This window comes from Bradyrhizobium sp. S3.3.6, assembly GCF_040546905.1.
GTDB lineage: Bacteria > Pseudomonadota > Alphaproteobacteria > Rhizobiales > Xanthobacteraceae > Bradyrhizobium > Bradyrhizobium cytisi.
Window position 1 is genome coordinate 606,502 of sequence record NZ_JBEPOT010000002.1, and the last position, 14,365, is coordinate 620,866.

Genomic DNA, 14,365 nt, shown 5'->3' on the forward strand with positions numbered 1-14,365 from the left:
ACATGCGGCGCACCCTGATCCAGTCGGCAACGATCATCAGCATGGACGCTTCGATCGGCGATCTCCGTGTCGGCGACGTGCTGGTCGAGAACGGGCGGATCGCCGAGGTGCGTCCCGGTATTGAAGCCGCTGATGCCGAGGTCGTCGACGGCCGCGGCCGCATCGTCATCCCCGGGCTCATCAACGCGCATATGCACACCTGGCAGACGGCGCTGCGCGGGTATGCCGCGAACTGGACGCTGCTCGAATATTTCCGCCGCATGCATGCCGGGCTCGCGACCTTGTTCGCCCCCGACGACATCTACATCGCCACCCTCGTCGGCGCCCTAAACCAGATCAATTGCGGCACCACCACGCTGGTCGACTGGTGCCACAACAACCCGACGCCTGCCCATACCGACGCAGCCGTGCGCGGCCTGCTCGAGAGCGGCATCCGCGCCGCCTTCTTCCACGGCTCACCCAAGCCCGAGCCGAAGCCGGGCGAGCCGCACTTCTCCGAGGTGCCGCATCCGCGCCGCGAGATCGAGCGGCTGCTGGCAGGTCCCCTCGCCGACCGCGATGGGCTCGTGACGCTCGGGCTTGCCATTCTCGGTCCGCATTATTCGACGCTCGACGTGTCCTTGCATGATTTTCAGCTGGCGCGGGAGCTCGGCCTGATCGCCTCGATGCATCAGGGCGGTGGTCCCGCGAAAACACAAGGCGGCTGGGAGAAGCTGATCGAGGCCGGCCTCGTCGGTCCCCACGTCAACATCGTCCATGGCAACGACCTGCCCGATGATCTCCTGCAAAGACTGATCGATCTTGGCGTCACCTTCTCGGTGACCCCCGAAAACGAGATGATCCAGGGCCACGGCTTTCCCATCACCGGACGGCTGCTCAAGCGCGGCGTGCGCCCCACCATCGGGATCGACCTGGAATCCGTGCTGGCAGGCGATCTCTTCTCCGCCGCACGCATCGCACTGTCGATGCAGCGCGCGCTCGACAATGCGGAGATGCGCAAGAACGAGGGCGCCATTCCGGCGACGACCACGATTCCCGCGCGCGAGGCGCTGGCATGGATCACCACCGAGGGCGCGCGCATGCTCGGCCGCGAGAGCGAGATCGGCTCGCTGACGCCCGGAAAACTCGCCGATCTCGTGATGATCAATGCCGACGATCTCAATCTCTTCCCGGTCCACGATCCCGTCGCCACCGTGGTGATGCAGACGAGCCTTGCCAATATCGAGGCGGTGATGATCGGAGGCCGCTGGAAGAAGCGGAACGGACGATTACTGGTCGACGGGCTCGACCGGAAGAAGGAGCTGCTCGCGCAATCCGGTCAGCGGCTGGTGCGGGATATCGAACAACAAGGCCACGCCGCCAGATAGCGGCCAACGGACAACAAGAAATGACTGATGCAAGCAAACAGGTCGCGTTCATCGGCATTGGCAAGATGGGCCTGCCGATGTCGCTTCTCGTCGCCAAGGCCGGCTATGCCGTTACCGCCTTCGACCAGAGCGCGGCGCGGATCAACGAGGCGCGCGAGCACGGCATCGCTGTCGCAAGCTCACCCACTGAGGCCGTCAACGGCCGGCCTGTGGTCATCACATCGCTCCCCGACGACGCCGCCTTGCGCGCGGTGATGCTCGGCCCGACCGGGCTGATCGGCGCGATGGCGCCGAAGGCGGTGCTGATCGAGACCAGCACGGTCAGCGCCGAAGCCTCCGCCGAAGTCGATGCCGCGGCACAGGCCCGCGGGATTTCGTATCTGCGGGCGCCGGTCTCTGGCAACGCCAGCATCGTCCATACCGGCGCGCTGAGCTGCTTCGTCTCCGGGCCCAACGATGCCTTCGAGAGCGCCAAGCCGCTGTTTGCGAGCTTCACCCGGGCCCAGACCTATCTCGGCGCGCGCGAGGAAGCGCGTTACGCAAAGCTCGCGGTCAATCTCATGATCGCGGTCTCGGCAGCAATGATGGCCGAGAGCCTGGCGCTGGCGCGCAAGGGCGGCATCGGCTGGCAGGACATTCTGAAAGTGCTGGATGAGAGTGCGGTCGCTTCCCCCATGGTGAAGTACAAGACCGCGCCGCTGCGAACGCGCGACTTCGTCTCCAGCTTCTCCTGCAAGCAGATGGCCAAGGACCTCGATCTCATCCTCGGCGCCGGCCATGCCGTCGGCGTGCCGCTGCAGCTCGCGGCTCAGGTGCGCGAGACCTACGGCGCGCTGGTTGCGCAGGGCGACGGCGAGACCGACTTCATCGCGACCGTCAAGCATCTCGAACGTCTCTCGGGCCTTGGCGAGCCCAAACTCTGATCGACGGAGGCAGAATTTGCGTAATTTCAGCGAGACCAACATCACCGACGCCGTGCTCGAGCGCATCGCGGGCGCAACCGATCCGCGGATCAAGCAGGTCAGCGAAGCCCTGGTGCGTCACCTCCACGCCTTCGTGCGCGAAATCAGGCCGACCCAGAAGGAATGGGAATACGGCATCGACTTCCTGACCCGCACCGGCCACATGTGCGACGACAAGCGCCAGGAGTTCATCCTGCTGTCGGATACGCTCGGCGTCTCCATGCTGGTCGACGCGATCAACCACCCAGTGCCGGAAGGCGCGACCGAGACCACCGTGCTCGGCCCGTTCTTCGTCCAGGCCGCACCCGAGAAGCAGAACGGCGACGATATCTCGGGCAGCATGGAAGGCGATCCCATGATCGTCACCGGCTCGGTCTCGACCGTCGACGGAAAGCCGCTTCCAGGCGCCGTGGTCGACGTCTGGCATTCCGACAATGACGGCTATTACGACGTGCAGCAGCTCGACGAGATCGGCGATCTCGCGATGCGCGCCCGCTTCCACACCGACGCCAACGGCCGCTTCCATTTCTGGTCGATCAAGCCCGCGGCCTATCCGATCCCGCATGACGGCCCGGTCGGCGAGATGCTGGAAGCGCAGGGCCGCCATCCCTGGCGTCCGGCGCATGTGCACTTCATGATCTCGGCGCCAGGCTTCGAGCAGCTCGTGACGCATGTGTTCGTCGCCGGCGACAAATATCTCGACAGCGACGTGGTGTTCGGCGTCAAGGATAGCCTGATCCACGACTTCGTGCGTTGCCCGGCCGGCCGTGCGCCGGATGGTCGCATGGTGGATGCCGCCTACTTCCACCTCAACTATGATTTTGGCCTGAAGCGGGCCGCAAGCAACCCGCAGGCGGCGTAAGCCGAATGTCGACTCGACGGACTGACAACAGTCCGCGACAAGAACGGACGACAGGGAGAGACGATGGGACCGCGGGTCACTAGTGCCGCATTGGCTGAACGCCTCCAAGGCGTGATCGGTCCGCGTGCGACCATCGCGCGCGGCGTGCTCGACCAGCATGGCCAGAGCGAATCCTATTATCGCGCCCTGCCGCCGGACATCGTCGTTTATCCGGAGACGACTGCAGAGGTCGCCGAGATCGTCAAGCTCTGCGCCGGCGCCGGCATGCCGATCGTGCCGTTCGGTGCCGGCACCTCGCTCGAGGGCAACGCATCCTCGGTGGAAGGCGGCGTCTGCATCGACTTCGCGCGCATGAACAAGGTGCTGACCGTGCACGACAGCGACATGAATGTCGTGGTGCAGCCCGGCATCACCCGCAAGCAGCTCAATGCCGAGCTGCGCGGCACCGGATTGTTCTTCCCGATCGATCCTGGCGCGGATGCCTCGATTGGCGGCATGACCTCCACGCGCGCCTCCGGCACCATGGCAGTGCGCTACGGCACCATGAAGGACAACGTCATGGCGCTCGAGGTGGTGCTGGCCGACGGTCGCGTGATCCGCACTGCACGCCGTGCCCGCAAATCCGCGGCCGGCTACGATTTGACGAGGCTGTTCGTCGGCGCCGAAGGCACGCTCGGCGTCATCACCGAGGTCACGCTGAAACTGCATCCGCTGCCGCAGGCGATTTCGGCTGCGGTGTGCAGCTTCGACACCCTGCATAACGCCGTCGATACCGCGATCGGCATCATCCAGGCCGCCATTCCGGTGGCGCGCGTCGAGCTGCTCGATGACGTCATGATGCGCGGCATCAATGCCTACGCCAAGCTCGGCTATCGCGAGGCGCCGACGCTGTTCTTTGAATTCCACGGCTCGGAGAGCGCCGTCGCCGAGCAGGCCGAGCTGGCGCAGGCAATCGCCGCCGAGCATGGCGGCCGCGGTTTTGAATGGGCCAAGGCGCCGGAGGACCGCAGCCGGCTCTGGCATGCCCGTGACAACACGCTCTATGCCGGCCTGGGCCTCCGGCCCGGCGCGCGCGCCGTCATCACCGATGTCTGTGTGCCGATCTCGCGGCTTGCGGAATGCCTGACCGAGACAAGCCGCGACGCCGACGAGCACGGCTTCACCGCGCCCATCGTCGGCCATGTCGGCGACGGCAATTTCCACATGCTGATCCTGGTTGATCCGGCCAAGCCGGAGGAGATCGACGGCGCCAAGGCGCTGCAGGCCCGCATGGTCGCCCGCGCCATCGCCATGGACGGCACCTGCACCGGCGAGCACGGCATCGGGCTCGGAAAGATCGATTATCTCACCGACGAGCTCGGCGAAGCTGTCGACGTGATGCGGTCGATCAAGACCGCGCTCGATCCCGACGGCTTGATGAATCCCGGCAAGATCTTTGCGGGAGCACGACCATGAACGCTCCCGGCGAGACCGCAGCGACGCCGCTGCTCGAGCTGCGCGGCATCAGCAAGACGTTTCCGGGCGTCAAGGCGCTCGACGACGTGTCCTTTGCGCTCTACCCCGGCGAAGTCCACATGCTGCTCGGCGAGAACGGCGCGGGCAAATCGAGCCTGATGAAGGTGCTGTGCGGCGCCTACAGCGCCGACGCCGGCGAGTTCTTCTTTGAGGGCAAGAAGGTCACGATCGCCTCGACGGCCGACGCGCAAAAGCTCGGCATCGCCGTGATCTTCCAGGAATTCTCGCTCGTCCCCTATCTCGACATCGCCCAGAACATCTTCCTCGGCCGCGAGCCGAAGGGCCGCATTCCCGGCACCATCGACCGCCGCAGGATCCTGGCCGACGCCAGGCGCCTGCTCGACACGATCGGCTTCGACATCGACCCGTCCATCATCGTCAACACGCTCGGCGTCGCCCAGCAGCAGATGGTCGAGATCGCAAAAGCCATCAGCCAGAACGCGCGCATCCTGGTCATGGACGAGCCGACCGCGGCGCTGTCCGACCGCGAGACCGAGCTCTTGTTCGCGCTGATCGCGCGGCTAAAGGCCGATGGCGTCTCCATCGTCTACATCTCGCATCGCATGGCCGAGGTGTTTTCGCTCGGTGACCGCATCACGGTGCTGCGCGACGGCCGCCGTATCGACGGCGTGCGCCCGGCCGACGTCACGCCCGACCAGCTCGTCCGCATGATGGTCGGCCGCACCGTCGACATGACCTATCCGCGCAATTTCGCCGACAAGCCCGGTGAGGTGCTGCTGGAGGTCAAGAACCTGACCTCGCCGACTGGTATCTCCGACATCAATATCGAGGTGCGACGCGGCGAGATCGTCGGCCTTTGCGGCCTGGTGGGGTCCGGCCGCAGCGAGGTCGCGCGCGCGATCTTTGGCGCCGATCAGGTCACCTCCGGCGAGATCGTGTTCGACGGCAAGCCGATCTCCGGCGAGCCTGATGTGGCCGCCCGCCGCGGCATCGCGCTGATCCCGGAGAGCCGCAAGAGCGAGGGGCTCGCGCTGCTGCGTTCGGTCGGCGACAATCTCGTGGTCTCGGCGCTGCGAAAACTATTCCCGAGCGGGCTGTTCGATCCGCGCAGCGGCCAGCGCGCCGCCGACGGCCTGATCCGGCAGCTCCGCATCGCGACGCCGAGCGCACGCCAGACCGTCGGTCTTCTGTCCGGCGGCAACCAGCAGAAGGTCGTGATCGGCAAATGGCTGGCCGCCGGCGCCAAACTCTTCATCTTCGACGAGCCGACGCGCGGCATCGATGTCGGCGCAAAGTCCGAGATTTTTGCGCTGATCGACCGGCTGGTTGCCGAAGGCGCCGCAGCCCTGATGATCTCCTCCGAGCAGGTCGAGATCTGCCATGTCTGCGACCGCGCCTATGTGATGCGGGAGGGCCGCGTCGCCGGACATCTGACGCGCAACGAGCTGACCGAGGAGAACATCGTGCGATTGGGGATGCATCATGCGTGAGGCCGCGGTCGTTTCACAACCCAATCCGCTGCAGCGCATTCCCGGCGTCGCCATCGTGCTCGGCGCCCTGATCGTGCTGTTCGGCGCGATCGCGCCCGGATTTCTCACCCCTGCCAATCTCTCCAACGTGCTGGTGCAGTCGACCATCCTGTCCATGCTGGCGCTGCCGATGACGCTGATCATCATGACCGAGGGGCTTGATCTCTCGATGGGCGCGGTGCTGACGCTGACCTCGCTCTGCGTCGCCATCGTCTCGCTCGCGACCCAATCGATGCTGCTTGGGCTGGGCGCCGGCGTGCTGGTCGGCGCGGCCTTCGGCACCGTCAATGGCTGGCTGGTCGCCATCCTCGGCATCCCGCCCTTCGTCGCCACGCTCGGCACCCTCGGCATGGCGCAGGGCCTGTCGCTGATCGTCTCCGACGGCCAGAGCGTGGTCGGGATTCCCCATGGCGTCCGCGACATCTATTCGGCGACGCTGCTCGGCATTCCCGTGCCGATCGTGATCGCGCTCGTGACCTACGCGGCGTTTCACGGCCTGCTCTATCACACTCGCTTCGGCAGCTATGTGTTCGCGCTCGGCGGCAATCGCGAAGCGCTCCGCTATGCCGGCCTCTCGCCCAACAAGTTGCTGATCGCGGTCTACGCGATCGGTGGCACCATGGCCGGCATCGCCGGCCTGCTGATGACCGCCCGGATGAACTCGGGGCATCCGACCGCGGGCCTCGGGCTCGAATTCGATGCGATTGCGGCGGTCGCGGTCGGCGGCACCTCGTTCGAGCGCGGCAATGGCTGGCTGCTCGGCACCATCCTTGGCGTCATCGCCGTCGGCGTGCTGCGCAACGGGCTGAATCTGATCTCGCTGCCCTCCTCGGTACAGGTCGCAAGCGTCGGCGTACTCGTCATCGTCGCGCTCTTCCTCGACGGCCTCAGGAGCCGGGCATGACCGACATCGCCAAGGAGCCCCTGTCGCCGCCACGTTCGTTCCTGTCCCAGGACGCGATCCAGCTGTTCTATCGGTTGCTCGCGGTTTTCCTGATTTGCGCCGTGCTGGCGGTGCTGAACGACTCCTTCCTCAGCCTCGGCAACATCCTCAACGTGCTGCGCCAGGCGAGCCTCACCTTCTTCATCGCCTCGGGCCTGACGCTGGTGGTGCTCACGGCCGGCCTCGATCTCTCCGTCGGTGCCAATGTCGCGCTGTCCGCGTGCGTCGCTGGGACCGTGATCCACACCACGGGCTCAGCGACGCTCGGCATCCTGACCGGGCTTGCCTGCGGCGGCATCGTGGGCCTCCTCAATGGCATCATGGTGACAACGCTGCGCATCCCCTCCTTCATCGCCACCTACGGCATGCTCTGGGTGCTGAACGGACTGACTTACTGGTACATGGCGGGCGAGACGCTGCACGGCTTCCCCGCGGGCTTCCGCCAGATCGGCAGCGGCTATCTGTTCGGCCTGCCGATCCCGGTCTATCTGCTGCTGGTGTTCCTCGGCATCGGCACGCTGTTTGCCCAGCGCACGATCTGGGGCCAGGAGATCTATGCGATCGGCGCCAATCCGGTCGCCGCCCGCCTCTCCGGCATTCCGGTCACGCGGCGGCTGCTGCTGGTCTACGCCGTCTCCGGCACGATGGCGGGGCTTGCCTCGATCATCTTCCTGTCCCGGCTGAATTCCGCCGAGGCCGATATCGGCGAAAGCCTGACACTGCCGGCGATTGCGGCCGTGCTGATCGGCGGCACCTCGCTGTTCGGCGGCATCGGCACCGTGTTCGGCACCTTCATCGGCGCGCTGATCCTGACGCTGGTGCTGAACGGGATGAACCTGCTGGCGGTCAGTGCCAACTGGCAACCGCTCGTCACCGGCATCATCGTCATTCTCGCGGTCTGGCTCGACATGAAGACCCGCCGCCGCGGTCAATGAGTTTCTAGGCAAGCCAACAAACCAAAATGGGGATGGAGACGACATGAAGCAGAGACTGGGCTATCTCGCATTACTGCCATTCGTGATGGCGGCCGCATTCACGACGCAGGCGCGCGCCGACGGCGAGACCATCGCGGTGTTCACCAAGAACCAGACCAACCCGTTCTTCCAGACGGTGCGGGTCGGCGCCGACAACATGGCGAAGACGCTGAACGCCAGGACGCTCCAGTACATCCCAACCAAGCCGGACTCGATCCCCGAGCAGCTCAGCCAGATCGAGGACGTCGTGGTGAAGAAGCCGAGCGCGATCGTGTTCACACCGGTCGACTACAAGGCGATGGTGCCGGGCGTCGAGAAGATCAACGACGCCAAAATTCCGGTCGTCAACATCACCGACCGCTCCGCCGGCGGAAAATTCCTCTCCTTCGTCGGCGCCGACGATTACAGCCTCGGGCTCGAGACCGCGCGCTTCCTGCTCAAGACGCTCAGTGGCAAGGGCAACATCGTCATCATCGAGGGCGTCAAGGGCTCGCTGACCAATGTCGATCGCGTCCGCGGCTTTAACGATGCGCTGAAGGAAAATCCGGGCGCCAAGCTCCTGGCCTCGCAGCCCGGCAACTATCAGCGGCTCCAGGCGCTACAAGTGATGGAAAACCTGATGCAGTCGAATGCGCAAATCGACGGCGTGCTCGCCGCCAACGACGCGATGGCGGTCGGTGCGATCGAGGCGCTCGACGGCGCCAACCGCAAGGCCCAGGTGATCGGCATCAACGGCACCAAGGAAGCCATCGACGCCATCAAGTCCGGCAAGCTGCTCGCCAGCGGCGACTACAACGGATTTTTCCAGGGCTGCCTCGGCACCATGATGGCGGTCCGCAGCTTACGCAACCAGCCGATCGTCAACGAGATCGTGCTGAAGCCGACCGTCATCACCAAGGACAACTACCAGCCGTTCGACCAGCCGCTCGAGCAACGCACCTGTCCGACCTTCGAGGAAGCCAGCAAGCTCGGCGCGAAGTAGCCGCGGCCCGTTCTGATCAAGCACCGGGACGGCTGAGATGACAGCCGTCCTCCAAAAATCCCCAGGGCGATCGCATAGGATAGCGATTGCCCTGTGGCCATCCTTCGAGACGCCCGCCGTTGGCGGGCCCTCAGGATGAGGACCGAGTGTGCGGCCGCAGTTTTGACAAGCACCGATGCCGCTTAGCCTCATCCTGAGGAGACCGCGAAGCGGTCGTCTCGAAGGACGAGGCGCGCACTCAGGTCATGCAAAATGCCATATGACCCTGCAGAACTCCCGGAGACATCATGCTGTTTGCCATCCATGCCATCGACCGCACCGGCGCACTGCCGACGCGGCTTGCCAATTACGACGCCCACAAGGCCTTCCTCGGCGACACCTCGCGCTACGGCGTCAAGATCGTGATGTCGGGACCGCTGGTCGCCGACGACAGCACCACCATGATCGGCAGCCTGTTCCTGATCGAGGCGCCCGGCCGCGCCGAGGTCGAGGCCTTCAATCACGCCGATCCGTTCGCCGCGGCCGGCATCTGGGAGAAGGTCACGATCACCGGCTTCCTGCGGCGGCAAGGCTGAGCAGCGCCGCGTCCATCGGTGTGCACTTGTTGGATGGCCAGCCAACTGATGTCCGGTTACCCACCAACAGCGGCCGAAATGCGGACATTTCCCGAGGTCGCAGATGGGCCGAAACGCGACATTGCGTTGCTTTCCGCGTCTACGCAAGTCCCCGTTCGCGATCTATAACTGTTTCAGGAATTCCAGGAGCGCATTGCTTACGTCTTTGGCGCGCTCTTGCTGAGTCCAATGACCGCAACCTTTCAAGACTATTGTCTCGCGAAGCAAGGGCACGAACTGTTTCAGGCTGGGGACGAGATGGCTCCAACTCGGCGATCTGTAAACCCCGTCTCGATCGCCAACGACATAGAGTGCCGGGACCTGAACCTTTGCGCCGGACCATGGTGCGAGCAACTCCCAATTGCGATCAATGTTGCGATACCAATTCAAACCTCCTCCAAAGCCGGTGCGCTTGAACTCTTCAACGTAAAATTCGATATCACTGTCCGTGAGCCACGTCGGCAATGATTGGGTTGTAGGCTTCCCATCAAGCCACCCCCCCTCACTAGGAAGCATCGTGAGCGACGCAGGATCTTCAACCGGCGCATCGCCAGATAGGGCGAACAATGTCGTCTTGATTGCGTTGTGGACGTCTTTTTCGAGTTCTGCCTCGGCAACGCCCGGCGTCTGGAAATACAGTTGATAGAAGCGCTGCTTGTCGGTCCTCGGCATGACGGTGCTTGGTCGGTTGGGACCACGCACCTGAAACGGCACGCTCAAGCCAACGACGGCCCTAAATCGATCCGGTCTGAACAGAGCGCAGCGCCAAGCGACCGGCGCTCCCCAATCATGTCCGACAACGACTGCTTGATCCGTGCCGATCGCGTCGAGCAATCCGACCATGTCTCCGGTCAAATGCAATAGAGTGTATTGATCGATCGCATCAGGTTTGTCCGTCTGCCCGTAACCACGCATGTCGGGCGCGATGGCGCAATATCCGGCGGCAGCGAGCGCTTCCAATTGGTGCCGCCACGAATACCAGCACTCCGGAAAGCCATGGCAGAGAAGCACGGTGGGGCCGCTCCCTGCTTCGGCCAGGTGCATTCGAATGCCATTTGTCTCGATAAATCGATGCGAGATCGTCATTGCCAACCTCCGTAAGATCCAGTCACATTGTGAGCTCCAGCCACAACCGAAGTGGCCCCGCCGACACCCGGTCGAACGGCGGACCGCCAAAACGACATGCTCTACGAATTTATTTTCGAGCCCGCACCGCGCCTCCGGCAGCATCGACGCAAGGTCGGCTTCTGTGAAGGGTTTCGGACGCCGGCCGCCCGAATGTGCCGAGCGCGAGCAAGGCGACGACATAGCCGCGCATCGATCTTACAAATCTTCCGGTAACGAGAAGTATCATGCCCCCGACGCGAAAAAAACCCAGTGCGCGGAAGCACTGGGGCGTTTCAAGGAAAATGGATTGGTAAGGCAATGACGTCTTTGTAGCAGCCGTCTCCGCGTCAGTCTGTGAACCGGTTCACACATGTCGCGAGGAATGACCGGACGATTTGTCACACCCTGAGAAGCTCACCGCCGCCGCGGCTTCCTTGGAAACAGGCGATCGCGGATGTAGCGCGAGGTTGCGGTCAGGCGGATCCCGCGCGGCTTCTGCCAGGCGGCGCGGTCGATCTCCTTCTTGTCGCCGATCGCGAGCCGGCCCTTGGCGCTCTTGGCGATGAAGATCGCGTCGCTCATCTTGCGGCCCGAACGCTTGTTCTTGGCTTTCACTTCCTTCCAGAGGCTGATCCGGCCGAGCTTCAGCTTGGGCAGCTCTTCCTTGATCTCGCGCCGCAGGCAGTCCTTCTCAGTCTCACGTGCGCGCTTGCGGCCGCCCGGAAACATCCACAGGCCGTCCACCCGTCGCCTGACCAACAGAACCTTGCCGCGCTTGGCGGCAACCAGCTTGGAGGACTTCGCCATACCTGTCGCAAACCGAGAAAAGAATCGGGCTATCGTAACTTGTCTATGTCATTAGACAAGTTCGGCGACCGCCCCGGATACCCGTCGGCTCCCATCGTTGTCCACGCGCATGCAAGGTGCGGCAAACGTCCGGGCGACCTGCCGGGGCTGCCCGGCTAGCGAGCCTCGTCGGCTGGCGGCATCGCATTCGGCTTCGCAGCCGCGGTCCGGTCCTCGGTCCGAATCCACGCCGCCGCCATCTCCCACGCCACTGACAGGATGATCGGCCCGATGAACAGGCCGACGATACCGTGGGCGAGCGTGCCGCCGATCACGCCGACGAAGATTACGATGGTCGGCGTGTTGAGACCGCGCCCCATCACGAGCGGCTTCAACATGGTGTCGAGGAAGCCGACAATGACGAGGAAGACGGTGAGCACCAGCGCCGTGGTCACGTCCTTGGCGGTCCAGATCCAGATGATCACCGGCAGCAGCACGAGGAAGGCGCCGATCTGCACGATCGACAGCAGCAGCACGATGAAGGCAAGCAGGCCCGCGCTCGGCACGGCTGCGAGCTTGAAGCCGATGCCGGCAAGCAGCGCCTGCACGATGGCGACGCCGATCACGCCTTGCGCCACGGCGCGGATGGTGGCACCGCCCAGCTCGAGAAAATGCTCGCTCTGCGCCGGCACGATGCGGGACAGGAAAGCGCGCCCGGCCGCAACCAGCCGGGGTCCGTGCGGAAACAGGAAGCCGGCCACGAACACCGAGACCAGGAACTGGAGCGTGCCGAGGCTGGCATCGCCCGCGAGCACCAGGAGCGGTCCGGCCAGCGGCTGGAGATAGGGCGCGACCTCGCGCAGCACGGCGCGGATGTTGTTATAGGCCTGGTCCCAGAGCTCGTAGAGCGTCGGGCCGATCACCGGCCACGACTTGATCGACTCCGGCGCCGCCTGAAGCGTGAGGTCGCCGGTGCTAAGCTGGTGCGCCAGCTCCCTGCCCCCGTCCACGGCACTCACGCCGAGCCATGTGGCCGGGCCGAGCACGATGCCGAGCGTGATCAGGGTGAGGATCGCAGCCGCGGTCTTGGGCCGGCCGCCGAGGATCTTGGCGACCCAGCTGAAGGCCGGATAGAACGCGACCGCGAGCACACCGCTCCAGGCCAGGATCGGGACGAACGGCCTGATGATGTAGAGCGTCCAAAGGATCAGCAGCGCCAGCAGGCCGAGGCGGATCACGAGCTGAATGACGTCCTCGCCCGTCAGGAGCTGACGCAGACTTTTCACAGGCACGGCTTTCCTTGCGGCATCAACCCGGGTTCCGGCACTTGCGCGGGCTAGGGTTATTGCCAGCCAGGAGCCGGGCGTCAAGACGACCGGGTGCGCCTCCGGCCGGTCGGGGACCGGCCGCGTTGTGCTTCAAGATGACGCTGCGGTGACGAAGGTGCCCGAACGAGCCCTCAGAAGTGATAGTTGACGCCCACCGTGCCGGTCTGGATGTTCAGCTTCACATTGGCGGGCGAGGCCACCAGATTGCCCGTCGTCACGGGCTGCTCGGTGAGGGCGCCGAAGCCCAGATAGTTGTACTCGGCCCGCACCGACCAGTTCGGCATGAACATCCACTCGACGCCGCCGCCGGCGAGCCAGCCGGTGCGGTTGAAGCTGCCGTTGGCTGAACCGGCGAGCGCGCCGGCCAGGCCGTTATTGGCGCTGTACTTGTCGCGGGTAAAGGCAGCGCCGCCCTTGGCGTAGAGCAGCACGCGGTCGAAGGCGACGCCGAAACGGCCAGCGACAGTGGCGATATAGTCGTTCTTGAGCGAAAGGTTGAAGCCGGCACCGCCGCCGAACGGGCCGCCGGCATTGAGCGTGATACTGGACCAGGCGCCGGTGCCCTCGAGGCCCACCACGAAATTGCTGACCTGGTAGTTGCCGCCAATCTGGCCGCCGACCACGCCGCCGCTGGCCGAAACCGAGCTCCAGGTCGCTGCGGGATCGGTCGGATCGATGCCGGTCCACTTGCTCCAGGCGCCGCCGCCATGGGCGCCGATATAGAAGCCTGTCCAGGTGAAGATCGGAGCCGGCGCGATCGGCGCCTTGACCACCGGCGCAGGTTCGATGATGTCAGCCGCAAAGACCGGTGTTGCCAGCGACAACAGCGCAGTCGTCAAAATCAGTTTCTTGCCCATGATCTCATCCCCAATGACTTTCGCCCGTCCCGACCGGGGCGATGGGTGAAATCTACCTGTCCGATGAAGGGGGCGCTTGGACCGACCGGGGCGCGATTTGGACTGACCAGCGCTGCGGAGATCGGGAAATCCTGCAAATTCCGCGACAATAGCGGGTTTGGCTAACGACGATTAACCGGATTTCCGAGGGTCGGTTTACGCCGATGCAAAGGCTCGCACCTACGCTTGCGCCAGGTCCCAAAAACACTTGCGGTGCAATGGCCAACAGCATCTGGACGATCGAAGAATTCACCTGCCCCGGTTGCAGCATGAACTACGCTGCGACAAGGGAAGAGCACGCCGAGCCGCATTCCGGTCAGTTCAAATGCAGCATCTGCAGCGGCGTGGTGCACGCTTGGTCGGGGAAGCATCATTTCTTCGGCTGGTCGGCGGTGAAGACCAAGCCGACGGTGTTTGGACGGCGATGGGCGGGAGTGGGTTGGTAGGCTCGCGCGGCTGGCAATTCGGCCGAGCTTGATTGCAACGATCGCCCCGGGATTCGCGCGGCCAGAACTAGGCAGTGTGCCTGCAAAGCCGGC

14 protein-coding genes are annotated in these 14,365 nt (G+C 64.5%); 10 read left to right on the forward strand and 4 right to left on the reverse strand.

The features are described from left to right. The first annotated feature begins 2 nt into the window (after positions 1–2). The 9 genes from ABID59_RS07480 (at position 3) to ABID59_RS07520 (ending at position 9,670) form a co-directional block, all read left to right on the forward strand. Entirely contained in the window at positions 3–1,367 is a 1,365-nt protein-coding gene (locus tag ABID59_RS07480; protein ID WP_354082947.1) for an amidohydrolase family protein, read from the forward strand. 20 nt (positions 1,368–1,387) lie between these two features. After that, a complete protein-coding gene (locus tag ABID59_RS07485) occupies positions 1,388–2,290 on the forward strand; it encodes an NAD(P)-dependent oxidoreductase (protein WP_354034408.1) in 903 nt (300 codons plus the stop codon). Between the two features lie 16 nt (positions 2,291–2,306). Then, positions 2,307–3,191, forward strand: a complete 885-nt coding sequence (locus ABID59_RS07490) for an intradiol ring-cleavage dioxygenase (RefSeq protein WP_354082948.1) — start codon at positions 2,307–2,309, stop codon at positions 3,189–3,191. A gap of 63 nt (positions 3,192–3,254) precedes the next feature. After that, positions 3,255–4,646, forward strand: coding sequence for an FAD-linked oxidase C-terminal domain-containing protein (locus ABID59_RS07495; RefSeq protein WP_354082949.1), 1,392 nt, complete (start codon positions 3,255–3,257; stop codon positions 4,644–4,646). Then, a complete protein-coding gene (locus ABID59_RS07500; RefSeq protein ID WP_354082950.1) occupies positions 4,643–6,157 on the forward strand; it encodes a sugar ABC transporter ATP-binding protein in 1,515 nt (504 codons plus the stop codon). The genes ABID59_RS07495 and ABID59_RS07500 overlap by 4 nt, the downstream gene beginning before the upstream one ends. Then, the gene (locus tag ABID59_RS07505) at positions 6,150–7,100 is read left to right on the forward strand and encodes an ABC transporter permease (RefSeq protein WP_354082951.1); all 951 of its coding nucleotides are present in this window, start codon (positions 6,150–6,152) and stop codon (positions 7,098–7,100) included. Before ABID59_RS07500 ends, ABID59_RS07505 begins: the two co-directional genes overlap by 8 nt. After that, positions 7,097–8,074, forward strand: coding sequence for an ABC transporter permease (locus ABID59_RS07510; RefSeq protein ID WP_354082952.1), 978 nt, complete (start codon positions 7,097–7,099; stop codon positions 8,072–8,074). The genes ABID59_RS07505 and ABID59_RS07510 overlap by 4 nt, the downstream gene beginning before the upstream one ends. Positions 8,075–8,117: 43 nt before the next feature. Beyond that, positions 8,118–9,095, forward strand: coding sequence for a sugar ABC transporter substrate-binding protein (locus tag ABID59_RS07515; RefSeq protein ID WP_354082953.1), 978 nt, complete (start codon positions 8,118–8,120; stop codon positions 9,093–9,095). 287 nt (positions 9,096–9,382) lie between these two features. Continuing rightward, a complete protein-coding gene (locus ABID59_RS07520) occupies positions 9,383–9,670 on the forward strand; it encodes a YciI family protein (RefSeq protein ID WP_354082954.1) in 288 nt (95 codons plus the stop codon). Between the two features lie 162 nt (positions 9,671–9,832). Here ABID59_RS07520 and ABID59_RS07525 read toward each other — a convergent pair whose 3' ends face one another. From ABID59_RS07525 to ABID59_RS07540, 4 genes are all read right to left on the reverse strand, one after another. Further along, positions 9,833–10,795, reverse strand: a complete 963-nt coding sequence (locus ABID59_RS07525; RefSeq protein WP_354082955.1) for an alpha/beta fold hydrolase — start codon at positions 10,793–10,795, stop codon at positions 9,833–9,835. A 435-nt stretch (positions 10,796–11,230) separates the two neighbouring features. Continuing rightward, on the reverse strand, positions 11,231–11,623 hold the full coding sequence (locus ABID59_RS07530; protein ID WP_148749342.1) for an NUDIX hydrolase: 393 nt from the start codon (positions 11,621–11,623) through the stop codon (positions 11,231–11,233). Positions 11,624–11,778: 155 nt separating this feature from the next. After that, positions 11,779–12,894: an AI-2E family transporter gene (locus tag ABID59_RS07535; protein ID WP_354082956.1), complete on the reverse strand. Its 1,116-nt coding sequence runs from the start codon at positions 12,892–12,894 to the stop codon at positions 11,779–11,781. Positions 12,895–13,061: 167 nt separating this feature from the next. Next, the gene (locus ABID59_RS07540) at positions 13,062–13,787 is read right to left on the reverse strand and encodes an outer membrane protein (RefSeq protein WP_354082957.1); all 726 of its coding nucleotides are present in this window, start codon (positions 13,785–13,787) and stop codon (positions 13,062–13,064) included. A gap of 257 nt (positions 13,788–14,044) precedes the next feature. On the opposite strand from ABID59_RS07540, the gene ABID59_RS07545 reads away from it, so the two are divergent. Further along, positions 14,045–14,272 carry a hypothetical protein gene (locus ABID59_RS07545; RefSeq protein ID WP_354082958.1) on the forward strand — a complete coding sequence of 76 codons (228 nt, stop codon included), beginning with the start codon at positions 14,045–14,047 and terminating at the stop codon, positions 14,270–14,272. Positions 14,273–14,365: the final 93 nt, after the last annotated feature.